Origin of the sequence: Rubrobacter marinus (assembly GCF_011492965.1) — a bacterium.
Lineage (GTDB): Bacteria > Actinomycetota > Rubrobacteria > Rubrobacterales > Rubrobacteraceae > Rubrobacter_F > Rubrobacter_F marinus.
Genome location: NZ_CP045121.1, coordinates 1346791 through 1369368, shown reverse-complemented (window position 1 = coordinate 1369368; position 22578 = coordinate 1346791). Strand labels below are relative to the sequence as shown.

At 67.0% G+C, this 22578-nt stretch carries 21 protein-coding genes and 1 tRNA gene; 5 read left to right on the top strand and 17 right to left on the bottom strand.

From position 1 onward, the window contains the following. Positions 1-19: 19 nt before the first annotated feature. The 3 genes from GBA65_RS07075 to GBA65_RS07065 form a co-directional block, all read right to left on the bottom strand. Positions 20-4075 carry a hypothetical protein gene (locus GBA65_RS07075; RefSeq protein WP_166395966.1) on the bottom strand — a complete coding sequence of 1352 codons (4056 nt, stop codon included), beginning with the start codon at positions 4073-4075 and terminating at the stop codon, positions 20-22. 163 nt (positions 4076-4238) lie between these two features. Beyond that, positions 4239-4385, bottom strand: coding sequence for a hypothetical protein (locus tag GBA65_RS07070; RefSeq protein ID WP_166395965.1), 147 nt, complete (start codon positions 4383-4385; stop codon positions 4239-4241). A gap of 295 nt (positions 4386-4680) precedes the next feature. Beyond that, entirely contained in the window at positions 4681-5004 is a 324-nt protein-coding gene (locus tag GBA65_RS07065) for a helix-turn-helix domain-containing protein (protein ID WP_228281733.1), read from the bottom strand. 361 nt (positions 5005-5365) lie between these two features. On the opposite strand from GBA65_RS07065, the gene GBA65_RS07060 reads away from it, so the two are divergent. After that, positions 5366-6541, top strand: coding sequence for a site-specific integrase (locus GBA65_RS07060; RefSeq protein ID WP_166395964.1), 1176 nt, complete (start codon positions 5366-5368; stop codon positions 6539-6541). A gap of 98 nt (positions 6542-6639) precedes the next feature. On the opposite strand, the gene GBA65_RS07055 is transcribed toward GBA65_RS07060, so the two are convergent. Then, positions 6640-6712: transfer RNA gene (locus GBA65_RS07055), tRNA-Thr, on the bottom strand. A 99-nt stretch (positions 6713-6811) separates the two neighbouring features. Continuing rightward, positions 6812-7231, bottom strand: a complete 420-nt coding sequence (locus tag GBA65_RS07050) for a VOC family protein (RefSeq protein ID WP_166395963.1) — start codon at positions 7229-7231, stop codon at positions 6812-6814. Between the two features lie 213 nt (positions 7232-7444). On the opposite strand from GBA65_RS07050, the gene GBA65_RS07045 reads away from it, so the two are divergent. Beyond that, the gene (locus GBA65_RS07045; protein WP_166395962.1) at positions 7445-8257 is read left to right on the top strand and encodes a sortase; all 813 of its coding nucleotides are present in this window, start codon (positions 7445-7447) and stop codon (positions 8255-8257) included. Between the two features lie 41 nt (positions 8258-8298). Here GBA65_RS07045 and GBA65_RS07040 read toward each other — a convergent pair whose 3' ends face one another. After that, the gene (locus tag GBA65_RS07040) at positions 8299-8793 is read right to left on the bottom strand and encodes a hypothetical protein (protein ID WP_166395961.1); all 495 of its coding nucleotides are present in this window, start codon (positions 8791-8793) and stop codon (positions 8299-8301) included. 836 nt (positions 8794-9629) lie between these two features. Here GBA65_RS07040 and GBA65_RS07035 point away from each other — a divergent pair. From GBA65_RS07035 to GBA65_RS07025, 3 genes are read left to right on the top strand one after another with little or no spacing between them, the layout of a single operon-like run. Continuing rightward, positions 9630-10673, top strand: coding sequence for an amidohydrolase family protein (locus GBA65_RS07035; RefSeq protein WP_166395960.1), 1044 nt, complete (start codon positions 9630-9632; stop codon positions 10671-10673). Next, on the top strand, positions 10670-11368 hold the full coding sequence (locus GBA65_RS07030) for an iron-sulfur cluster assembly protein (protein WP_166395959.1): 699 nt from the start codon (positions 10670-10672) through the stop codon (positions 11366-11368). The genes GBA65_RS07035 and GBA65_RS07030 overlap by 4 nt, the downstream gene beginning before the upstream one ends. A gap of 16 nt (positions 11369-11384) precedes the next feature. Then, complete coding sequence (locus tag GBA65_RS07025) at positions 11385-12446, top strand: NAD(P)-dependent alcohol dehydrogenase (RefSeq protein ID WP_166395958.1); 1062 nt, start codon at positions 11385-11387, stop codon at positions 12444-12446. Positions 12447-12519: 73 nt separating this feature from the next. Here the strand turns inward: GBA65_RS07025 and GBA65_RS07020 are convergent, their stop codons facing one another. The 11 genes from GBA65_RS07020 to tatC form a co-directional block, all read right to left on the bottom strand. Continuing rightward, positions 12520-12765 carry a hypothetical protein gene (locus tag GBA65_RS07020; RefSeq protein ID WP_166395957.1) on the bottom strand — a complete coding sequence of 82 codons (246 nt, stop codon included), beginning with the start codon at positions 12763-12765 and terminating at the stop codon, positions 12520-12522. Between the two features lie 67 nt (positions 12766-12832). After that, positions 12833-13816, bottom strand: coding sequence for a P1 family peptidase (locus GBA65_RS07015; protein ID WP_166395956.1), 984 nt, complete (start codon positions 13814-13816; stop codon positions 12833-12835). A 7-nt stretch (positions 13817-13823) separates the two neighbouring features. Beyond that, complete coding sequence (gene ricT, locus GBA65_RS07010) at positions 13824-14723, bottom strand: regulatory iron-sulfur-containing complex subunit RicT (protein WP_166395955.1); 900 nt, start codon at positions 14721-14723, stop codon at positions 13824-13826. Between the two features lie 25 nt (positions 14724-14748). Next, the gene (locus GBA65_RS07005; protein WP_166395954.1) at positions 14749-15501 is read right to left on the bottom strand and encodes a hypothetical protein; all 753 of its coding nucleotides are present in this window, start codon (positions 15499-15501) and stop codon (positions 14749-14751) included. A gap of 308 nt (positions 15502-15809) precedes the next feature. Continuing rightward, positions 15810-16448, bottom strand: a complete 639-nt coding sequence (gene tmk, locus GBA65_RS07000; RefSeq protein ID WP_166395953.1) for a dTMP kinase — start codon at positions 16446-16448, stop codon at positions 15810-15812. Between the two features lie 5 nt (positions 16449-16453). After that, the gene (locus tag GBA65_RS06995; RefSeq protein ID WP_166395952.1) at positions 16454-17218 is read right to left on the bottom strand and encodes a gamma-glutamyl-gamma-aminobutyrate hydrolase family protein; all 765 of its coding nucleotides are present in this window, start codon (positions 17216-17218) and stop codon (positions 16454-16456) included. 158 nt (positions 17219-17376) lie between these two features. Further along, entirely contained in the window at positions 17377-19593 is a 2217-nt protein-coding gene (locus GBA65_RS06990; protein WP_166395951.1) for a DNA topoisomerase I, read from the bottom strand. Positions 19594-19668: 75 nt separating this feature from the next. Further along, a complete protein-coding gene (locus tag GBA65_RS24105; protein ID WP_228281729.1) occupies positions 19669-19824 on the bottom strand; it encodes a hypothetical protein in 156 nt (51 codons plus the stop codon). A gap of 228 nt (positions 19825-20052) precedes the next feature. Continuing rightward, on the bottom strand, positions 20053-20709 hold the full coding sequence (locus GBA65_RS06980) for a lysylphosphatidylglycerol synthase transmembrane domain-containing protein (protein WP_166395950.1): 657 nt from the start codon (positions 20707-20709) through the stop codon (positions 20053-20055). A 7-nt stretch (positions 20710-20716) separates the two neighbouring features. Beyond that, a complete protein-coding gene (locus GBA65_RS06975; RefSeq protein ID WP_166395949.1) occupies positions 20717-21397 on the bottom strand; it encodes a UbiA family prenyltransferase in 681 nt (226 codons plus the stop codon). A 293-nt stretch (positions 21398-21690) separates the two neighbouring features. Then, the gene (gene tatC / locus GBA65_RS06970; RefSeq protein WP_166395948.1) at positions 21691-22518 is read right to left on the bottom strand and encodes a twin-arginine translocase subunit TatC; all 828 of its coding nucleotides are present in this window, start codon (positions 22516-22518) and stop codon (positions 21691-21693) included. Between the last annotated feature and the right edge of the window lie 60 nt (positions 22519-22578).

The window sequence follows — 22578 nt, the reverse complement described above, 5'->3', positions numbered from 1 at the left end:
AGCTGGCCGGCGAGCCCGCCTACTTGCTATGTTCTAGTTCCTGGCGTAATCTTGCCTCCTCCTCTTGCGAAAACTTGAGCTTCGGCAAGAGCCGCAGCAATTCGTCTCGAGAGAGAACTCGCCGGGCGAGGGCAAACCGGTCCGACTCGAGCATCCGCCTTACTGCGAACAACCTGTCCTTGGCCTCGTCAGCGTCCTTCGGTTCCACCAGAGTACCGCTTCTGAACACCTCGGCCTCCTCGGCGGCCTCAGAGAGTAAGTCCTGCTCGATCTTCCGCCGCAGGTGCGCCAGATACTCTTCGATCAACGAACGCAACGCCTTGGGCACCTTGTCCGCTTGCAGTAAACCGCTCAGCTCTCGGAAGCTTTGCTCAAGGATCTTTATCAGCTCCGCGCCTTCGGGATTAACCGTTCCCACGGGGCTGTAGATGCTGCTGTCCAGCAGCTCGCCGTGCAATACCTCGTTCTCGGTTCCCTCCTGCGGATAGCACTCCAAGAGCTGTAGAGCCAAAGGCCAAAAGCCCGGTTGAGCAGCGTTCAGCATGTGCGCGACCACCTCCGCCTGCCCCCTGCTCTCCACGGCAGCGTCCAGCAGCACGTCGGCATCTCGCTTCTGGTCGAGCACACCCGTAAAGGCCATGGAGACCGCGAACATCATCTGCCTGTTCTCCGCGGCGAGCGAGAGCACCGTCCGTAGAGCCCTTTGCCGGTCTGCTTCGCACAGCGCTTTCCATAGCTCCTGATGGTCTGGACCGGCCGGATCCCAATCGCCGAACCGATAGGGACGCCTGAGCAAATGCTCGAGGAGGGCGAAGCCTCGATCCGGGTTCTGGCGTGCCAGTTCGGCAGCCAAGCGATCGCACTCGATGACATCGTAGATGGACTGTGTGCGTGCTGCCTCTAAGCACTTCCAGAGAAAGTTGGTAGGTCGCTTCCCAAGTCTCCTGATCAAACCATCCTGCCAGTAGCTAGCCGCCTTGACCACTGCAAGGGCGTTCTCCAGCTTCGGTCCGGCCAACGTTGAGAGTAAACGCTTGAGTCGGTTTGAGCCCAAGGTTTCGACCCAACGCCCGAAAAGAAGCACCCGAACGTAAAACGGGTCGATAGCCTGCCCTCCTGCAAGCCTCTCCACACGTGCCACTGCCGACTCGCCGTCGCTGAGCTCCACCGTGGCCCTAAACAGGGCTTCCTCCGTAACGATCCCTGTGGCAGCTAACGCGTCGAGGCGTTCTCCTGCAAAGCTGGCGTCCTCCTCTCCCAGCCCCCCGAAGTAGCTGGCGAAGGCGATGGCCGCGTCCTTCTCCTTGCCAGCTTGCTCTAGATGCCTCTGCCACACGCGCGCGGAATCAAACTCGCCGAGCACACGGAAAAAGGCACCGCGCTTCTGTTCCTCCGAGGAGTAGATCGCCCAAGACAACACTTCGTCCGACAGTTTCCCAGGGTTTTCGGCTGCCTCCTTCGCGAGTCTGCGCAATTCGTCTACGTACCTGAAGACTTTGCCGCCGGAGCCATCGTCCACCATCTCGACGCCACCGCTCGCCCAGGGTCCGGCCCACCTTTCCAACTGGATGCGGAAGTCGCCCTGCTCGATCCTTGTCCGCAAACCTTCCAACTTCTTGGTGCGAGCGCGGAGTTCCTCTGCCCTCTTTACGGCCCGCTCGTCGTCGGTGTTGGCCTCGTGGGCTTTGACCATTCCATTTAGCCTTCTCTCGACGCGCTCTACCTGCGACAACAACTCAGGGACGGGGATAGGCGCTTCGTGGCGAAGGGCCGACCTTACGACCTCTTCCATGCGCTCCACGGCCTTCTCCGGTCGAGCCTGTAAAGCAGAGTCGGCGATCGTCCGTGGTAGGAGTTCACCGGCCACCTCGGCGAGTGGTCGCTCCTCCGAGCGCGACGCCTCCATGAGTAGTGCCACGAGGCCGTCGAAGTAGTCCCAGGCCTCACCGTAGGTCATAGCCGGGCTTCCTTCTAGAGGCTCGGCCCCGCCGCCCTGATAGAGCACCATACCGCGCATCGAAAGGCCTTCGGAGGCAGCGCCCGCCGCGGCCTTCCGGACACCGATGCTCTCGCCGCTATCGAGCATCATCCTTCTCAGGAAGCCTAGTCTTCGATCCAGGGGTAAGGCGACGAGCGGATGAATAGGCCTAAAACTCTCCGAGAAGACGCCGGTCGCGTTGTTACCGTAGTCCTCGTTTTCGGCCTCCACGAGCATCGCCAGGGCACGCAACGCAGCCTCCGCGGTTCTCTCGCGTGCGAGCAATTCCTGCAGCGCATACACTATCTGCCGGCGCACCTCGCCACCTACTTGACGGCGCGCCTCCAAATCGAGCTCGGAGAGGCTCTTCTCAATGAGACGCGCGGCCTTCTCAGGCATAGCAGCCGCTGCCGGCACGAGGAGGTGCAGGTTCTCCGACACAGAACGGAGATTTCTCAGTGGTCCTTCGCGCTCGAACAAGCCTTCCCAAAACCGAGTAGCCACTTCTCCGTGAATACTTCTCAGACGCTCGAGCAACCTGGCTCTGGAGTCCCCGACAAGCGTATCGAGAAGGGCGGCCGGAGCGTTATCGCGACCCAAGAAAGCCCTGGCGGCGAGGTGGTTAGTGAAGAAGGGCGGCGTCACCTCGGCGTAATTCCCGCGCATTCGTACCAGACTTGCGTCCTCCAGACGGTCAAGTTCCCTTAGCACTGCGTTGACGGAGGGACCGTCGCCGAGAGCCGCCACAACGGCAGCGATCTCGGCTCTTGCGTCGCCTCTGACTCCTGTCAAGGAGAGGACGCTCAACACCTCCAAGGCCCGCAGGGCGTCTTCACCGAGGTCACGGCGCACCCGACCCTCAAAGCTGCGGGCGACCTGTTGTGCGAGCGAGGCCGCGCCCCCGCTCTGGAGGTCCGGTCCCGCCTCCGCCGCCGCGAGCAGTATCCCAGGGTTCCCTCCGGTCCTCGTGATTACCCAACGCTCGACTGCGTAACTCAGACTCGCGCCCGCCTCCTTGAGCAACCTTTTCGCGTCTTCGTCGTCGAGCGGCCCGAGTTGCATGTGGCGCACCCGCGCGTCGCCGCGGTCGTATCCTGGGACCGGTTCGTCCTCAGCGGTGGGCAGGGTGACCAGCAGCTTCACCCCCTCTCCACCGAGCGCCTCCTCAAGCAGCTTGTCTGCGACAGCTACCTCCGGGTCCTCGACGAGTACCACGACCTCGTTTCCCGGGGACCGCAGCGCCGCGAGGTCATCCCGGCCCAAGTCGCTAGGCCTCAGTGCTACCACCGTATCTACGGGGCGTTCGGCACTGGTGACCTCCAACGCGATCCTCGACTTACCCATGTCTTGAGATCCCGAGATGAACATGGCCCGTGCCTCTGGATCCTCCAGGAAGGAGCGGAGGCGGTCGGACTCCGCGTCCCTGCCCACAAGCGCGATCCGTTCTGGGAGGCCTCCAACTTTTTCGTGCCTGGCGAGTTCCTCTTGCGCAGTCGAAAACCGTGACCCGCCGAAGTAGGCAGCGCGTACGTGTGGGAGGCCGTTTAGCGAAGCAGCCAGTTCGGCCGCTCCTACGATCTCCACCCTCACACCCTCAGGGTCGTCGTACCCGTCAAGGATAGCGTCCTTAAGCTTCTCCTTTTGGCCCTTCTCGCCTTCCTTCACCGTGCGGTGCGTAAGGTCGAGGTTGGTGAACAATACGTACCGATCCGGCCGACGTCCGGTGCGCTCATACAGGTCGGCGAGTGCCGCCTCCTTCTTGCTCCCGCCCGCGAGGTCCGAGACGAGACCGGAGATGAGCTTGTCGCGGCCCGTGGTGGATAGGTCGCGCATCTTGTACTGGTAGACGTTCCAACCAGGACCGAGCAAGGGATACTTATCTTCACCGTCGGCAACCTCGGTGTCCCATTCAGCATCAATGCCGAAATCCTTAGCCTTCACCCGCTCTGTGAACGAGGGCAGGCTCCTTGCCCTCTTGCGGGACTCAGCCCACGCGACCGCGTTGCACAAGGAAGCGAAGCGCTCCTCCGCGCCTTGGTCCAGGCGGAAACCGTTCTCGACCTCTCTGGCCGTACTCTCCTTGCCTCGTACGCTCACCTACGCACTTCCGCAATCCACCGTTTTATGCATCGAGTAATTTACCTGCCTCCTGTCACCAACCATAATTCTAACCATAAGTCCATTAGGATCGGGGGGTCTAACGAGGATCCGAGATAGAAGACCGGTGGGTTAGTTCCGACCGCCGGCGGACCAACCGCACCTAGACCGGCAGAACCGCGAACCCTCGCACGAAGTCCGCCGCGCTGCTAGCCACGATCATCTTGCAGAGACAGTTCTCCGTGACAGTATGCTTGCTCACGGCGACCGAGGCCGCGACCGTGGCGAAACCCAAATCGTCAAGAAGCATCGGCCCAACGCCTCAGTGGTCGTTCCCTCAACGTTCAAGTGGTCACTGCGTGGCGGGAACGAGTCCACCCGCGACATCTTCTCCTGAGCTTGGCTTGACTACTTTCCCGTCGGGGTCAGGGCGGTCCCGGACGGGTCGACCGGGCTACGTCAGGAGCGGGAACCGGCTATTCCAAGGGCTCTACAGGTAGCCTGCGAGGACCGAATGTCCCAGGGCGAGTTGACTACGGATCAGAAGGTCGCGAAGTCAGCCCTCGCCCACGAATCCCATTCGTACCCTGCAAAGCAAGTGCCTCTCATTCGTTGCCTGGGCGGCACCTGTTACGCTCGAGCCAAGCTTCTATGTCCTGCCGCCTGATGCGCCGAACGCGCCCGATTTTGTGGCTCGGGATCTCACCGCTCTGGAGGAGCTCGTAGGTCTTGGTTCGCCCCAAGCCCAGCCACCGCCACAGCTCATTGGTGCTGTACCACTCCTTGCCTTTCGCCTCCGTCTCTCCTTGCCTCACGGACGCAAGAACCGCGTCCTCTCCCGGTCGACCACGTACAACCATTCGTCCTGTCCTCTCCTTTTTCTCGCGGCCGGTCCTGGCCGCCCACCTCCCCAGCATCTCCGGACCCATCCCGGCATCCTGTGGTGGAGTATGTAACGCCCCGGTACGGTGGTCATCACCAGAATTAGTGGCCTCAACTCCCAAGAATTGTTGGTCGTTACCGTCCCCATGTTCGCGAACCCGTCGCAAGCCACGAAGCACTTGCACGACGAGGAGTCACGGGCAGCGGCAGGCGAGTGCCTGCCAGAGCCTGGCCGCGTCCCGAGACGTCCAGTCTCGGCCCGATCCTTCTCGGGTTGAGGGTAGATTCCCGGGCGAGAGTAAGTAGGCTGTGTCGTGTGTAGCAGTTCATTCGGGCGAAGGGGAACCCGTAGAGTTCGCAAACTCCGAAGAGATAAGGGCCAACCCCCTAGCGAGGAGGAGAAAGGACGTGTCCAAGAAGAAGTCGGTGGGTAACGGGGCCGGGACGGTGTACCCGCGCAGGAACAAGGAAGGGAAGATCACCGGCTATTTGGGAAGCTACTTCGACCAGGCGGGGAAAAGGCGCTACGTCAGCGCAAAGCACAAGAACGACTGCCGGACCAAGTTGCGCAAGGTCATGAGCGACGCGGACCAGGGGATCGTCTTCGACGCGAAGAACGAGACCGTGGGCGCGTTCCTGGAGCGGTGGCTGAGGGACGTGGTGGAGCCGAACACCGCGCACCGCACCTACGCCGCGCACCGCCAGCAGGTCCGCTCTCACATCGTCCCTTCGCTCGGACGGGTCAAGCTCGAAGCGCTCCGCAAGCACCACATAGACCGCTTCTACGCCGACCTCCTCCGTCCCAAGCCGGCAGGCGGCGCTGGCCTCGCGCCTTCGAGCGCGCGCCGCGTCCACGCGGTCCTGCACGCCGCGATGGAGGAGGCCGTCCGAGGTGACCTCGTCCCCCGCAACCCCGCCGCCCATGCCAACAAGCCGAAGGTGCACCAGGAAGAGCGCGAACCCCTCGACTCCGAGCAGGCGCGGACGTTCCTGGACGCCGCGCGCGGGGACCGATACGAAGCCCTCTACGCCCTGTGCCTGCTGTGCGGGCTCCGGCAGGGCGAGGCGCTGGCGCTCCGGTGGTCGGACGTAGACCTCGACGCCGGCACCCTCTACGTCGTGCGCCAGTTGCAGCGGGTGCGCCGGGACGGGGACGTGTCCGGCACGCTCGAGTTCTCCGAACCCAAGAACGCCAGTCGCCGGAAGGTGGGGCTCCCCAAGAGGGCCGTGGACGCCCTCAGGAGGCACGCGGAGAGGCAGGCCGACGAGATAGATGAGGCGGGCGAGCGATACGAGCACCAAGGGCTCGTGTTCGCCAACCTCGCGGGCGGACCGCTCGACGCCCAGAACGTCGTCAACCGCCACTATAAGCCGCTCCTGCGGCGGGCCAAACTGCCGCCCATCCGCTTTCACGACCTGCGCCACAGCTGCCTGTCCCTACTCGCCGAACGCGGCGAGCCCATCCGGGACCTCCAGGCCCTCGCCGGACATGCGTCAGCCGCGTTCACGATGCAACGCTACACCCACCACTACGGCACGTCGGCCGGACGCACCGCTAGGGCCATGGACGAGGCCCTCGACTGAACCCTACTGCTGACGCACTGCTGACAAAAGGCCCTGGCGTATAGCCGGGGCCAATTTATCGATTCACGTTTGTGCTGCAAATCGCCGTATTTCGAGAGAGCCGACGAGCGGACTCGAACCGCTGACCTGCTCATTACGAGTGAGCTGCTCTACCTGCTGAGCTACGTCGGCCTAAGCGGGGAGATTATAGCCCACGTCCCTGGGTCTTTCACATCCGTGGGTGGGCTATAGCGTGGCGGGCCGCGGGTTGCGGCCCGGCAGGTGCAGGCTCTACTGGGTTATGTCTCCGACCTTCATGGTGCCGCGCTCGATGAGCTCGACGCGGTAGCCGTCGGGGTCGACGACGAAGGCGATCTTGTAGTCGTGCCCCTCGACGGTCATGGTCTTGGGCTCGAGCGCCACCTCGACGCCCTGCCCTTTGAGGCCGTCGACGAAGCTTTGCAGATCGTCGACGGTGAAGGCGACGTGGGAGTAGCCGTTGCCCAGGTCGTAGGGCTCGGACTGGTCGTGGTTGTGGGTGAGCTCGAGCATCGGCTGCGAGGCGTCGGCCTCCATCGCGAAAAAGTAGTTTGTCGCGGTGTCGAAGTGCATCTCGCCGACGAGCTTCATGCCGAACTTTTCGACGTAAAACTCCTTGCTTCTGGCGGGATCCAGGATACGGTAGCAGGTGTGGATGTATTGTGGCGCCATTACGCTCCTCTCCAGGTCGCATTTCCCTGCAATGCGGCAGTATACAGAGGAGATGGGCGGCCGGAGGGTGCTCGTCGAGAGGAAGGGTGGTGAGAAGGGGATGGGCGTGATCCATCCGGTCCGCAAGAACGTAATCTAGAGGTCACGCGCGAAACCCACCCCGTACGGCACCCCGCGTCTCGGACCGCAAGACGCAGAGAAGGAGCAAGAGTTATGAGAGTGAAGCAGCGGATACCTTCCCGCCTTCTGGCCTCCCTGGCATTCCTCGCCATGATGGGCTTCGCCGTCTCCTGCGGCGAGGAGCAGTCCTCCGGCGGCCCGGAGGAGCAGACGAGCGGGAGGGCGGGGGGCGCCCAGGAGGAGGCCCCCGCCACCCCGCAGACCACGGAGGAGACGACCGAGAGGGCCGAGTCCACGGAGGCCGAGGAGCCGAAGGAAGAGGAGCTGCCGGCCGAGGGCGAGCCCGCCGAGGGGCTGCCGGAGGAGGAGCTAGAGGCCGAGGAAGAGACGGCCGAGGCCGACGCTTACGCCTACGAGTACCAGTACGGGGACGAGGAGGTCGCGAACGCGCCGAGCGATCCCACGATGTACCTGTCGGTCCCGTCCCTGGGCATCTCGGGGACTCCCGTAATCGACGAGAACTCCGAGGCCGCCCTCACTGCCGGCACCATGCACCTGCCCGGGACGGGCTTCCCGTGGCAGCCCGGCTCCAACACGTACATCGCCGGCCACCGCGTCGGGTACCCAGGCACGCCGTCCGACCGCATCTTCTACGACCTGCCCTCGATCTCCATGGGCGACGAGGTGACGCTCACCGACGCCAACGGCGAGACCTACACCTACTCGGTCAGCGAGATCTTCGCCGTGACCCCCTTCGATACCTGGGTGACGGCCCCGACCGGCACCGACACGGTCACCCTGCAGGTCTGCACGGAGACCCCGGACGACTGGTTCACCATCGGCCCGAGCCTGATGAGCTCCGGGCCCGAGTCGGGGCGCCTGATCGTGCGCGCCACCCGCGCCTAGGGCCTACGCTTCTCGGAGAGCCCCGAAGGGCCCGCTCCCCGCTACCAGGGGACGGGCCCTTCGGCGTTCCCGGTCCTCGTGCGAGCGACCTCGCCGCCCTGGTAGTCGTAGGCGAAGAGCCTCCCGGTCCGGCTCGTCGTCTCGACGCGGAAGCTCTCCTCGCCGCGCTCGCTCACGAAGACGAGGCCGACCTTGTCCCTCTTCCTCTCCGCGAAGTAGCCGTCCTCGGCCGTCGGGTCGCGCCACCGGACCCCGCGCTCCAGGCCCTTCATCGTGTAGGCGTCGCACCCGGCGTAGGAGCCCCGGCTCAACTGAGCGCACTCGTCCATCGCGGCCGCGGCGCGCAGGAGGCGGCCCTTCGCCGCCCCGTCCCACGCCGTGTACCTGTTGTTGATGAGCAGCGGCACCGCGACGGCCGCCACCACGAGCACGACGAGGCCCCAGACCACCCCTTGCACCGCCACGGACCTCTTGGAGAACCGGCGCCCCGGGGCCCCCTTGCCCCTGGCACGCCCCCACTTCGACACTCTCTGCATGCCCGCATTATACGGTCAGCGGACTTTTTCTTACGGCGTTACGAGGCCGTTCGAGCACGGTCCCACCATCGATCTGCTACTACCCGGAACTCGCTGCGGGCGCCGGGCCAGGGTCGGTTAGTCGGCGTCGACCACGACCGCCACGCGCTGCGCGGCGTCGGCGCCGTAGCCGCCGAGGTTCCAGGCCTCGTCGCCGTCCCTCGCCTGCGTGTTCCCGGCCGAGTCCGTGGCGCGGACGCGGAGCTCGTACTCGCCGGGTCCACGTGGGGGACGTCGAAGTGGGTCGGCAGGTAGTGCATCCCTACCGGGGTGACGGGGTAGCGGTGCCCCTCCAGGGGCATCCCGGGGTTTCTGAGGGCGAGCCCGACCTCCTCGCGGGTAAACTCCCCGCTCCTGTTCATCCCGACTTCCGCCCGCCGGAGGCAGCGGGCTGTCGTCTTCCTCTGCTCGCACGGCGACCTCGCCGGTTGCTCCCGTAGGGGCAGTACGTCCGCCCCGCCCGGAAGGTTCGGCTTTCATGCTTCCAGGTAACCGGAGCCCTAACACGGCCGCCTCGCAGGCCCGTTGCGTCGTCTAGAGCGTCGATCCGGCCCCGGCACTTCTCGTGTCACCTCAAACGCATACGAAATATCGTCCGGATCTTGCGGCGCATGGTTACGCTTCTTATACTGTCCGCCAGAAGGGACCTGGATCTGGCCAGGGTCGAGGAGGTGATCGAACAGGGGTCGCACAGCTTCCCGCGAGCGAGCTACACATCGTTGCTCGTAATGGAATAGTGCCCGTTGGGTACGACGAGGAGCCCGGTCGGGGATTATCGGCCTGGGGAAAGGAATCTCTTGTACGAGAAAGACGGCGAGAAGTATTTTGTGGTGGACGAGCACATCCACTTCTGGGACGCGAGCCCGGAGAACACCACCAACAAGTACGGCGAAGGCTTTATCAAGTGCTTCTACGACTACCACGCGAACCTCTCTCCGGACGAGTACACGTGGTCGTTCGAGAAGTACCGCAAGTACTCCGAGGAGGACATAATCCACGACCTCTTCGAGGTCGGGCACGTCGACATGGGCATCTTCCAGTCCACGTACCTCAGGGACTTCTACGACAACGGGTTCAACACCCTCGAGCGCAACTCGGCGCTCGCCGAGAAGTACCCCGGCAAGTTCATCGTCAACGGCTCCTTCGAGCCCCGCATGGAGCAGCAGGCGCTGGAGATGCTCGAGCGTGAGCACGAGCAGTACGACCTCAAGGGCGTGAAGCTCTACACGGCCGAGTGGCGCGGCGATTCGAGGGGCTGGAAGCTCGACGACGAGTGGAGCGTCAAGTGCCTCGAGAAGTGCGAGGAGCTCGGGATCAAGAACGTCCACGTCCACAAGGGGCCGACGATCTGGCCGCTCAACCGCGACTCCTTCGACGTGGCCGACGTCGACCGCGTCGCCACCATGTTCCCGGACCTCAACTTCGTCGTCGAGCACGTGGGCCTGCCGAGGCTCGAGGACTTCTGCTGGATCGGGACGCAGGAGCCGAACGTCTACGGCGGCCTCGCCGTCGCGATGCCGTTCATCCACGCCAAGCCCCGCTACTTCGCCCAGATTATCGGGGAGCTTCTGTACTGGCTCGGCGAGGACCGGATCATGTTCGCCAGCGACTACGCCCTCTGGCAGCCCAAGTGGCTCGTCGAGAAGTTCGTGGACTTCCGGTACCCCGAGGACGCCGAGTTCGACGACTACGCCGAGATCACGCCGGACGTCAAGCGCAAGATCCTCGGCCTGAACGCGGCGAAGCTCTACGACATCCAGGTCCCCGAGGAGATGCAGCTCGTCACCGCGGGCCAGGACACCGGCTTCGACGTCACCGAGAAGCCCGAAGTCGCGGGATGATCGAGCAACACCAGGTCCTGGACGCCCTCTCGGGCGTCCGGGACCCCGAGCTCGACGAACCCATCACCGACCTCGAGTTCGTCTCGGGCCTGGAGATCAAAGACGGCTCCGTCTTCGTCCGCCTCAGGCTCCCGACGTACTTCTGCGCCCCGAACTTCTCGTACCTCATGGTCGCGGACGCGAAGGAGGCCGTGCTCTCGGTCCCCGGCGTCGAGAAGGCGCGCGTCGTCCTCGAGGACCACTACGCCTCGGACGAGATCAACGCCGGCGTCAACGACGAGCGGGGCTTCGACCGCGCCTTCGAGGGCGAGACGGAGGGCCCGGACCTCGAAAGCTTGAGGACCACCTTCCACCGCAAGGCGTTCGTCAGCCGCCAGGAACAGCTCTGCCGCACGCTGCTCGCGGACGGCAACAGCCCGGCCGAGCTCGCGGAGATGACCCTGAACGACGTGCCCCCCTCGCCGGAGTTCGAGACTTACCTCGAGCGCCGCGCGGAGCTAGGCCTGGACGCCTCGGCCGAGGCGCCGCTCATCGTGGACCCGGACGGGAACCGGGTGCCCAGGGACGCGGTGGTCCAGCACCTCCGCTTCGCGCGCCTGACGCGCGTGAGCATCGAGGGGAACGCCGGGCTGTGCCGCGGGCTGCTCGCCACGAGGTACGGCGAGAACTCCGGCATCACAAGACAAATAGGATAAGAAAGGAGACCGTGGCATGCAGGCAGCGAGACTGCACAGGTACGACCCCAGCATCCCGACGGAGAGCTTGCAGGTCGAGCAGGTAGAAGAGCCCAAGATCGAGAACCCCTTCGACGTGATCGTGCGGGTCGGGGCCGCTGGGCTCTGCCGGACGGACATACACGTCGTCGAGGGCCAGTGGGCGCCCATCCAGGACGCGGACGGGAGCCTCCTGCCCTACATCCTCGGGCACGAGAACTCCGGCTGGGTCGAGGAGGTGGGATCCGCGGTCACGAACGTCCAGCCGGGCGACACGGTGATCTGCCACCCGTTGATGACCTGCGGGCTCTGCCACTACTGCCGCGCCGGGCGCGACATGCAGTGCGTGAACGGCGCGTTCCCCGGCATCTCCCAGGACGGTGGCTTCGCCCAGCTCCTCAGGACGAGCGCGAGGAGCGTCGTGAAGCTCGACCCCGTCCTCCAGCCCAAGGACATAGCGGCGCTCGCGGACGCGGGCCTGACCGCCCACCACGCCGTCCGAAAGAGCGTACCGGAGCTGTACGCGGGCACGAACGCCGTCGTCATAGGGGCCGGCGGCCTCGGGCACATCGGCATCCAGTGCTTGAGGGCGATGACGCCCACGAACATCATCGTCGTGGACCCCAACGAGGAGGCCCTCGAGCTCGCCAAGGAGTGGGGTGCTGACGAGACCGTGCAGGTCCGCGAGGGCTACTCGGACCAGGTCATCGAGATGACCAACGGCGGCGCCGAGGTGGTCTTCGACTACGTCGGCGAGCGGGGCGCCGAGGACGAGGCGTGGAAGATGACCCGCCCGGCCGGCTTCCACTACGTCATCGGCTACGGCGGCACGGTCAACGTCCCGACGATAGACATCATCTCCACGGAGCGCAGCGTCATCGGCAACCTGGTCGGCACCTACAACGACCTCGAGGAGCTGATGAACCTCACCGCCCGCGGCCTGGTCAAGCTCCACACCGCGACCTACCCGCTCGACGCGGTCAACGACGCGATCCAGGACCTCAACACCGGCAAACTGCGCGGCCGGGGCATCCTGGTCCCCGAGGGCGCCGAAGCCTAGAAAGCTAGCGCACAGATCCACCGAGCACGAGCGAGGGCCCGGGTTAATCCCGGACCCCTCGTCCTTTCGGGCCCTACCCCTCGTAGCCCTGCCGGACCTCTTCCTCCATCTCCTTGTAGCGGTCGACGTAGTCGGCGAAGTAGCGGTCTTTGAGCTCCATCCAGGTCTTGCGCCCGTCGAAGCACGCCTCGCAGACGGCGAGCTTGTGCGGGCTCAAGAGGTGCCCGACCCTGAAGTACGTCCCCTCGATCTCGTCCCCACACACGGCGCACAGACGCTCCTCCTCGTCGTGCACGCCGGGGGCGTTGTTCTCGTCCACTAGATCTCCTAGCCCGTCGGTCCGGGCGGCACCGGGCGCTCGCGCCCCCTCGGGACTTCCCTATCCGTTATGCCCGAGGGGCACCGCCTAGCGGGAGCTCGGAGACGGAGGGGAGGCCGGAGAGGCCACTCGCGGCGCGCACGGCGCGGACCACGGCCTCCGAGAGCACGCGCGCCCCCCACGCCCCGACGACGTCCGTGGCGGCGTCGACCTCGCCGAGGGCGGCGGCGAAGACGAGGTCCCCGTCGACGGTGGTGTGGACGGGGCTTATGGCGCGTGCGAGGCCGTCGTGGCCCATCTCGGCGACCTTCTGGACCTGCGAGGTGTCGAGCCGGGCGTTCGTCGCCACGATCCCGAGGGTCGTGTTCTCGCCCCACCGTACCCGTGCTGCGGCCTCCGGCATGAGCTCCACCGTGTCCCCCAAGGCTCCGCCGTCGAGGCGCGGGCCGGCGAGGGTCTCCCCCGTCCCCGGGTCGCGGACGTCGCCGAAGGCGTTCACCGCGACGAGCGCCGCGACGATGAGGCCGCCCTCCCCGCCCCCGGGGCGCGCGGAGGCCGTTCCGAGCCCGCCCTTCATCGCCCGCTCCATGCCGAGGATGTTCCCCACGCTGGCCCCCGTCCCCGCGCCGACCGTCCCCTCCTCGAAGGCCCCGCTCTCGGCGGACGATGCGGCCTCGTAGCCCATGGCGGCGTCCGGGCGGGCGTCCGCGGAGCCCGTCGCGAGGTCGAAGAGGACGGCGGCGGCGACGAGCGGGATGCGGGCGACCCCGACGTCGAGGCCGATGCCGCGCTCCTCGAGGTAGCGCATCACCCCGTCCGCCGCCGAGAGGCCGAAGGCGCTGCCGCCGGTGAGCAGGATGCCCTGCCTGTGGCGCACGATCCCGGTCTGCCCGAGCCCGGCGGTGCCGCGCGTCTCGGGGGATGATCCCCGGACGTCCACCCCGACGACGGCGGGCCGGTCGAACAAGACCGCCGTGCAGCCGGTCGCCCCCTCCCTGTCGGTGGCGTGCCCGACGAGCACGCCGGGCACGTCGCACAGGTTGCCGAGCACGAGGGGGTTAGGAGCCCTCTCCAGGGCCGTCCCCGGGGGCCTCCGGCTCTTCTTCCGACGCGGCCTCCGGTGTCTCGGGGCTCGCCCACTCCTCGGGGTCGGCGGGGACGACGCTCGGGTTCTCGGGGACGAGGCGGCCCAGGGGTACGAGCTCGCGCTCGCTCCTCTTCGGCCCGAACTGGACGACGACGGAGTCCTTGACCATCGAGTAGTCGACGACCTTGCCCTCCTTGCCCTCGAGCGTCACGACGGAGTTCTTGAACGGGGCCCGCTCCTTGAACTCCTTGTAGGCGTCGTGCTCGTAGCGCATGCAGCACTTCACCTCGCCGCAGCAGCCCATGATCTTGTCGTTCGGCGTCACGCCCTGCTGCTTGGCGAGCCGGACGTTGACGGGGCCCATGCTCCTGGCCCCGCTCCAGGTCGCGCAGCACAGGGGCACCCCGCAGTCGTCGCAGCCCCCGATGTCCGAGGAGCGCTCGATAAACGTGAAGCGCTTGAACAGGACCCTCGCCTCGTAGCGCCGCTCCAGCCCCCGGCGAACCGCCCCGAGGTCCGGCCGCCCGTTCGTCTCGTACTTCACCTCGATGTACGAGCCGTCCAGGGAGACGTCGCACCCGATAAACGCGACGTCCTTGACGCGGTGGTCGCGGACGAGCTTCTGGGCCTCGATCCGGATCTCGCGCCCGAGCTCCCGGTTGGCGTCCTCCTCCCTCTCGTCCTCCTCCGTGAGGACGCGCAGGATGTCGTAGGGCTGGACGTAGGGCTCGCGGCGCCTCGGGGTGAGGGCGACCCGGCCGACGAACTCGCCGTTCTCGGTCTGCACGACGACCCTGTAGCCCACCCGAAGATCCAGGTCGCGGGCGTAGCAGAGCTTCGCGACCCCGGCGCCGGGGATGCGAACGTCCACCAGCCGGGGCAGCTCCTCGGGGGAGTTACCCGAGTATCTTCCGCCGTGTCCGAGATAGCGCCACCTCCAGGATCGCCTCTGGAGGGACATTATACTGGAGCCCCTCCCCGGCTTCCCTCAGGATCCGCGCCGCCCCGCCCCAGTCCGCCCCGCGATGCTCCTCGACGCGCGCCCGAATCTCCCCAACCCGATCCGTGTTCGCCACGAGCTCCCCGGCCCCCGCCGCCGACACCGCCGCGTCCCGGTACAGCAGCGCCAGAAGCTCCAGCGCCTCGGCCACCGCCCCGTCGCGGGCCGCCCGCCCGAGCCTCTTGGCGGCGTCCTTCGCCCTCCGGTCCGGCCCGTCCTCGTAGCCCGCGAGGACCTCACGCTCCCGGGCCGCGCCGACCTCCTCGGCCCGGGCCACGAGCGCCTCGACCGCCCGCGCCCGCTCCTCGAAGTTCGCCGAGAACAAGAACCCGGCCCCGAGGACGGCCTCCCTCAGCTCCCTGAGTTCGCCCTCCGCCGCGTAGCGCAAGGAGAGCCCGACGCTCCCCCGGCCCAGCGAGGCCGCGAGACGCGCCTCGTCCTCGCCGTACCCCCGCGCGAGGAGAAAGGAGACGACCTCCTCGCGCGGGACGGGGTTGAAGCGGATGGACTGGGCGCGCGAGACGATCGTCGGCAGCACGCTCTCCAGCGAGACCGCGAGCAGCAGAAAGACCGCCCCGCCCTCCGGCTCCTCCAGCGTCTTCAGCAGGGCGTTGGCCGCCTGGACGTTGAGGGTGTTCGCCCGCAGCACGAAGACGCGCCGCGCCCCTCGAACGGCCGGCTCGTCGCGAGCCGCACCACCTCCCGGATCTGCCCGATCGTGGTGAAGCGCCCCTCCGGCTCCACGGTCGTGAGGTCCGGGTGGAGGCCCCTGAGCGCGCGGTCCTCGGCGAGAGCGTCCCCGCCCCGACGAGCGCCGCCCCGAACCTCCGCGCCGCCGTCTCCTTGCCGACGCCGGGGGACCGTGGAACAGGTAAGCGTGCGAGATGTCGCCGGAGGAGAGGGCGCGGCTCAGGATGCCGAGCGCCGGCTCGTTCCCGACCAGGCCGTCGAAAGTACTCACCCGGCCCTGAGCCCCAGGATCTCGTCGCGGACGGTCCCGGCGAGCTCCGCGGGCGGGAGCGAGGCGTCGAGGACGCGCACCCGTCCGGGTTCGGCGCGCGAGATCTCCTCGAACCCGACCTCCACGCGCCCCATGAACTCGTCGCCGACGCGCTCGATCCGGTCGAGCGGCGCCTCGGACCCGCGGGCGCGACGCGCCCGCTCCTCCCCGTCGAGGCGCAGGTAGAAGGTCATGTCCGGCACGACGGTGCCGACCGCCCAGGAGTTGAGGTCCCGCACCTCGCGCGCGCCCAGGCCCCGGCCGTAGCCCTGGTAGGCGACGCTGGAATCCAGGAACCGCTCGCAGACCACGGTCTCGCCCCGCCCGAGGCGCGGCAGGATCTCCCGCGTCACGAGCTCGGCGCGGGCCGCCGCGTACAGGTAGGCCTCCGTCCACGCGGCCATCTCCAGCTCGGGGTCGAGGAGCAGGGCGCGTACTCGCTCGGCGGCGGCGGCGCCACCGGGCTCGCGGGTGAAGTACACGGGGGGGTCGAGCCCGGCCAGCTCGTCCTTGAGGCGGGAGACGAGGGTGGATTTGCCGGAGAAGTCCAGGCCCTCCACGGTGACGAAGGGGCCGCGGGTGGGCTCTGCGACCAACCGCTTTAAGCTGCGGCCCTCTTCAGGGCGTGGCGCTCCGCGGCGGCGACGTGGGCCTTGAAGAGGTTTCGGTGCTCGGGGCCGACGTCCCCCTCGCGCATCGCCTCCGCGTGCCACTGCACCGCGACGATCCAGCGCTCCGAGAGGTTGCGGTGCTCGATCGCCTCCACGATACCGTCCACCGAGCGGCCGACGGCCCTGAAGGGCTCCGCGAGGTCCTTCACCGCCTGGTGGTGGTAGGAGTTCACGCGCGAGGAGGGAACGGCCATGATCTCCCGCGTCGCGCTCCCCTCCTCCAGCTCGACCTCGTGCGTCCACTCCCACTTCGGGTAGAGCTGGCGGTGCGCGATCAGGGCGGGGTTGAGCTGAGACGGGAGGTCCTGGTACAGCGTCCCACCGAACGCGACGTTGAGGACCTGTAGCCCCCGGCAGATGCCGAAGACCGGCAGCCCGCGATCGAGCGCGTGCTCCAGGAGCGCCATCTCGAACACGTCCCGCTCCGGCAGCGTCACGTCGAGCTCGGGGATGGCGCTCTCCCCGTAGTAGCTCGGGTCGAGGTCGCTCCCCCCGCTCAGGAGCAGCCCGTCTATCCCCCGCACCATCTCCTCGGCGGCCTCGACGAACGGCGGCAGCACCACCGGGACGCCGCCGGCCTGGGCCACCCCCGCCACGTAGTCGAGGTCCGCGCGCACGTAGGTGCCCAAGGGGCGCGTGTCGCGCTGCTCCACGTCTTGCTTGAGGGTCGCCGTCACTCCGATAACAGGGGCCAAATCAGGTTCCTTACGGTCTCAAAGATGTATCAGCTACAGCGCGCCAGCATAGCAAACGACGGCGGCGAGGGTCCACAAGAGAGCGTGTCCCCCCGCACGCACCGCTACGGACGGGGGGCGCGCGTCGGGCTCGCCCTCGGCGAGGTCTATCCTCTCCCCTACGTGGTGGACTTCACGGGCTCCTTGGCGGCCGCGCCTTTCGGCTTCGCCGCGGCCTTCGCGGCCGGCTTCTTTCTCGTCGTCTTTGCGCGCGTCTTCTTCGATGCGCCGTCACCCCCCTCGGCGTCCCCGTCCTCGGCGGCCTTTGCGGCCGCCTCCTTCTCCTTCGCGGCCCTGGCCTCCGCGATGGCCTGGCGCCGCTCCTGCTGCTTGGGGCAGGACATGTCGATGCACGTGATCCAGGGCCGCCGGCCGAAGCTCACGACCTTTATCTCGGGCGAGCCGCACGCGTCGCACAGGGTGCCGAGCGGGATGATCTCGCCGCGCGGCGGCAGCGAGTAGGTCTGGTCGCAGTCCGGGTAGCCCTCGCACCCGGCGAACCGCTTGCCGCTCTTCTTGGCCTTGCGGATCGTGAGGTTCTTGCCGCACTTCTTGCACGGGCCCAGGATGGAGTCCTCCCGGATGCCGTCCCAGACGATGTCCGCGAACTCGGTCTCGGAGCTCTGGAGGTGCTCGTAGACCTTGCGGAGTACGTCCCTTGACTCGTCGACGACGGCGTCCTTGGAGGTCTTGCCCTCGGAGATCTCGTCCATGCTCCGCTCGAGCTCGGCGGTCATCTCGTGCGTGGCGATCTCGGAGGCGAAGTCCTTGAGCGCCCTGGCTACCGCCATCCCGGTCTCCGTCGGCACGACGGGGTCGTCGTGGACGTAGCCCCGGTCGTAGAGGTTCTGGATGATGGAGGGCCGCGTCGCCTTCGTCCCGAGCCCCAGGTCCTCCATGACACGCAGGAGGCGCCCCTGGCCGTAGCGGCTCGGCGGCTGGGTCTCCTTCGCGAGAAACTCCTTCTCCTCGACGCGGACGGGCTGGCCCTCCTCGAGCTTCGGCATCTCCTCGTCGGCGCGCCGGCCGTAGTGGTAGACGCCGAGCCAGCCCTCGTGCGTCACGACCGTGCCGCCGGAGACCAGCGGCTCGCCGCCGCTCTCGAGGCGAACCGTGGTGCGCAAGGTCTTGGCGGGCTCGGAGAGCGTCGCGAGGAAGCGGCGGACGACGAGCTGGTAGATCTTCCACTGATCGTCCCTCAGCGCGTTCTTGGAGACGTGCCCGGTCGGGTAGATCGGGGGGTGGTCCGTCGTCTCCTTCTTGCCCCGCGTCGGCGTGAGCTCGCCCTTGGCGAGGAGCCCGTCTACGTACTCTCCGACGCCCTCCACCCGCTTGAGCTGCCCGAGGACCTCGCGCATGTCGAGGCTCTTGGGGTACACGGTGTTGTCCGTACGCGGGTAGGAGATGTAGCCGTCGGTGTAGAGGTCCTCGGCGAGGCGCGCCGCGCGGCTCGGGCTGATCCCGATGTTCGCCGCCGCCGTGAGGAAGCCGGTCGTGTTGAACGGCGTCGGGGCGGGACGGGTGGCGGACTTCTCCTTGACCTCCGTCACCGTGGCGACGTCCGTCATGTTCTCGTAGGCGGTCCTCGCGACGGCCTCGTCCTTGAAGCGTCCGGCGGCGTGGCGGGCGCCGAAGGCCTCGCCGTTTCTGAGGTTCGCCTCTATCTCCCAGTACGGCTCGGGGTTGAAGGCGCGCCGCTCGCGCTCGCGCTCGGAGATGAGGACGAGGGTCGGGCTCTGGACGCGGCCGACGGAGAGGAAGGCGCTCCCGTAGCGCTTCGTCGCGCGGGAGACCCACCGGGTCAGGGTGGCGCCCCAGATCAGGTCTATGTCCTGCCGCGCCTCGCCGGCCGCCGCGAGCTCGCGGCTGACCTCGACGAGCTCCTCGAAGGCGCGGGTGACCTCGCCCTTGGTGAGGGCGCTGAAGCGGGCGCGCTCGACGTGGTCCATGAGCGCGGGGTTCGCCTCGAAGGAGAGGCTCAGGGCCTCGACCCCGATAAGCTCGCCCTCGCGGTCGAAGTCGGTGGCGATGACGACGCTGTCGGCCTTCTTGGAGAGGGCGCGGATGGCCTCGGCCACCCCCTTCTCGGAGACGGACTTCAAGATCTCGGCGTCGATGAGGCTCGACGGCTCGACCTTCTGCCAGTTGGAGTACTCCTCCGGGTACTCGGGGTTGAGCACGTGCCCCTTGAGGCCCACGGAGACGCACTCCTCCCCCTTCCAGGTGAAGGTGTGGTGCGGGACGCTCCGGTGCTTGCCGTCCCTTACGGAATCCTCGGCGAGAAACTGGGCTATCTTCTTCGCGGCGTTGGCTTTTTCGGAAATGATAAGTCGCATACTTTAAATTTTATAACACAAGGCGGAAACACCAACGGCCAGTACAAGGCCTCGGGACGTCTGCTCGCGTCCGTACTACGGCTTGCGATCCAGCTCCGCAGGCGGCACGGTCTGCGTCTCGTCCTCCCCTTCGGCGGCCCCGGCCTCGCCCGCGGAGGCCGCCTCGTCGGCCACGTCGCCGACCGGCTCCCCGACCACGCGGCGCACCACTAGGAGCCCGACGATGCCCACAAAGGTCGCGAACCATAGGGTGGCGAGACGGATCAGGAGCGTCAGCGCGCCCGCGAGCCCGCCCGAGAGCCCGGCGTAGAACCTGAACCCGCCGGCGAGCCCCGCCTCGGCGACCCCTATCCCCCCGGGATCATGCTGAGGGCCCCGCCCAGGGAGCTTACGGCGAAGATGAACACGACCACGAGGAACGGCACGCTCGCCCTATCCCCACCACGCAAAGATAGACTGCTACGATCTCAAGCCCCCACGCGAGAAACGAGACGACCGTCGCGACGAGGAGCGGGCGCAGCCCCAGAAGCTCGTTGGAGGCCCGTGAAACTCGCTCAGGTGCGGCGCGAGGCGTTTGAGGAGCGGCAGCCTGGACATCACCCTCTCCGCCAGGAGCGAGAGCTTCTTGGACCGGAAGACCGCCACCGCCCCGACCATCGCGATGGAGAACGCGATCAGGGCCTGCAGGCCGAAGTCGAAGGTCAGGGCGCCCAGCAGGCCCCAGAGGATCATGCCGGTCCCGTCCGTCACCCTCTCCGCGACGACCGCGGGGGCGGACCGGGCGACGGGCGTGCCCGCGGCCCGGCGCATGAACACGCTCTTGAGCACCTCGCCGAGCTTCCCCGGCGAGACGGTCATGCTCAGGCCCGCCGCGAAGATGGCGGCGTTCTGGCCGAGGGGCAGCGAGATCCCCAGCACCCGCAGGTAGTAGGCCCAGCGGACGAAGCGCCCGGCGTAGGAGAGCGCCACGAGGCCCAGTATCACCGGGGCGAGAAGCCAGTCGAAGCGCCGGAAGGCCTCCACGAGCTCCCCGAGGTCGCTCAGGACCGCGATCGCGAGGTACACGGCGACGCTCAGCCCCAGGGCGAGGACGAGGTTGCGTTTCAGGCTCTGCAAGGGGGCGCTAGAAGAAGTAGATGACGGACATGACCACGGCCAGGAACAGGACCAGCGTGATCTGGAGCGGCCGATCCTGGAGGAGCAGCGTGTCCGGGTTGCCGCCGCCGTTGCGGTGGACGAGGAGCATGTAGCGGAACACCCCGTAGACCACGAACGGGATGCTGGCCATCATCAGCCGATCCTCGTGGGCGAAGAAGGTGTACATCGCGTAGGCGATGATCGTCGCCGCGACCATGATGTTCATCATCTGGTCGAGCATGTCGATGGAGTAGTCCTTGAGGTTCTTCCGGTGCACCACCGCGTCCTCCCCGAGGGCGGCCAGCTCGTGGCGCCGCTTGGAGAAGCCTAGAAAGAGCGTCAAAAGCCCGGTGCAAACGATAAGCCACGGGGAGATCGCCTCCCCGACCGCCGCCACCCCGGCGAGCGCCCGCAGCACGAACCCGGCGGAGATGCTCATCACGTCCAGGATCGCCACGTGCTTCAAAATCGGCGAGTAGAGCGCCTGCAACAAGAGGTAAGCAACGCCGGCGAGCCCGACCCCCGGGGCCACGAAGAACGCGAGGCTGATACCGGCGGCGGCCAGCAGGGCCGCGAAGAAGGCTGCCGTGCGAACCGGGATCTCCCCGCTAGCCACCGGCCTCTTGCTCTTCTCCGGGTGGCCGCGGTCCTCCTCGACGTCCAACACGTCGTTCGCCGCGTACACCGACCCGAGAGCGCGCAGAAGGCCACGAACGCGAGCAGCGCCGGGACGACGCTCGAGAAGTCCAACGCCTCGCCCGCGAAGACCACCCCGGCGAGAACGAAGCCGTTCTTCGTCCACTGCTTGGGCCGGACGAGCCGTAGGAAAGCCCCGGATTCACTATGCTGCTACCTGCTTCCACGACACGGGGTTCTACCACAAAAAGAACAAAAAGTCTGCTCGCGGCACGCTACATGTAACTACGCGATCAAGCGCGCTACAAGGGAGCGCGTAAGAAGCTAGAGGTCCCGCTCCTGCGCGCGCTCGTCGTCCCGGCGCGTCTCGGGGCGGTCCTCGGGCTCGTCTTCCGCGGCGGCCTCGTCCTCTTCGGGGAGGCGGTCGGAGAGCGGGGAGCTCTCCATGGCCTCTTCGTGCGCGACCATCGGGTTGACGAAACGGGCGATTATGATGCTGAGCTCGTACATGATCGCCAGCGGAATGGCCATCAAGACCATGCTGAACGGATCCGGGCTCGGGGTGAGCGCCGCGGCGAGCACGGCGTTGACGATGAGGGCGTGCTTGCGGAACCGCCTCAGCGTGGGCGCCGTGACGAGCCCGAGCTTCGCCCCCACGTAGGTCGCCGCGGGCAGCTCGAAGACGATCCCTGCGGCCAGCAGGGTACGGGTTATGAACGGCAGGTAGGTATCGGCCGTGGGCAGCGCCTCGAACCGCTCGCTCTCGTACCCCAGCAGAAACTGCAAGCCGACCGGGAGGACCGCGTAGTACCCGAAGGCGACCCCCGCCAGGAAGAGCAGGGAGGAGAGGGTGACGATAACGTAGGTGAACGCGCGCCCCACCTCGCCGACGGCCGGGGCGACGAACATCCAGGCCTGGTAGATGACCACGGGGATCGTAACCAGGAAGGCGGCGAACAGGGAGAGCTTCACGTCCGTCATGAGGCCCTGCGCGGGGCCCATGAACGTCAGCCTGTCGAGGTTGGCGGGTTCCAGGAGCCAGTCGAAGATCTGGCGGCGGAAGATCCAGGTGCCGATGCACGCCAGGACGAAGGCGATCGCCACCCTGAAGAGCCTCGAGCGGAACTCCTCGAGGTGCTCGATCAGGGTCATCCGCGCTTCGTCGCGCGGACCTACGGGTATGCGCAGGCGGCCTGCCATGGGAAAGCTTTA

Bases quoted from the DNA above. Each gene is read 5' to 3' on its own strand.
- tatC (WP_166395948.1), bottom strand. From the start codon at position 22,518: ATGACCCTGATCGAGCACCTCGAGGAGTTCCGCTCGAGGCTCTTCAGG.
- GBA65_RS07050 (WP_166395963.1), bottom strand. From the start codon at position 7,231: ATGGCGCCACAATACATCCACACCTGCTACCGTATCCTGGATCCCGCC.
- GBA65_RS07040 (WP_166395961.1), bottom strand. From the start codon at position 8,793: ATGCAGAGAGTGTCGAAGTGGGGGCGTGCCAGGGGCAAGGGGGCCCCG.
- GBA65_RS06990 (WP_166395951.1), bottom strand. From the start codon at position 19,593: ATGCGACTTATCATTTCCGAAAAAGCCAACGCCGCGAAGAAGATAGCC.
- GBA65_RS07070 (WP_166395965.1), bottom strand. From the start codon at position 4,385: ATGCTTCTTGACGATTTGGGTTTCGCCACGGTCGCGGCCTCGGTCGCC.
- GBA65_RS07045 (WP_166395962.1), top strand. From the start codon at position 7,445: ATGAGAGTGAAGCAGCGGATACCTTCCCGCCTTCTGGCCTCCCTGGCA.
- GBA65_RS07065 (WP_228281733.1), bottom strand. From the start codon at position 5,004: ATGGGTCCGGAGATGCTGGGGAGGTGGGCGGCCAGGACCGGCCGCGAG.
- GBA65_RS07025 (WP_166395958.1), top strand. From the start codon at position 11,385: ATGCAGGCAGCGAGACTGCACAGGTACGACCCCAGCATCCCGACGGAG.
- GBA65_RS07030 (WP_166395959.1), top strand. From the start codon at position 10,670: ATGATCGAGCAACACCAGGTCCTGGACGCCCTCTCGGGCGTCCGGGAC.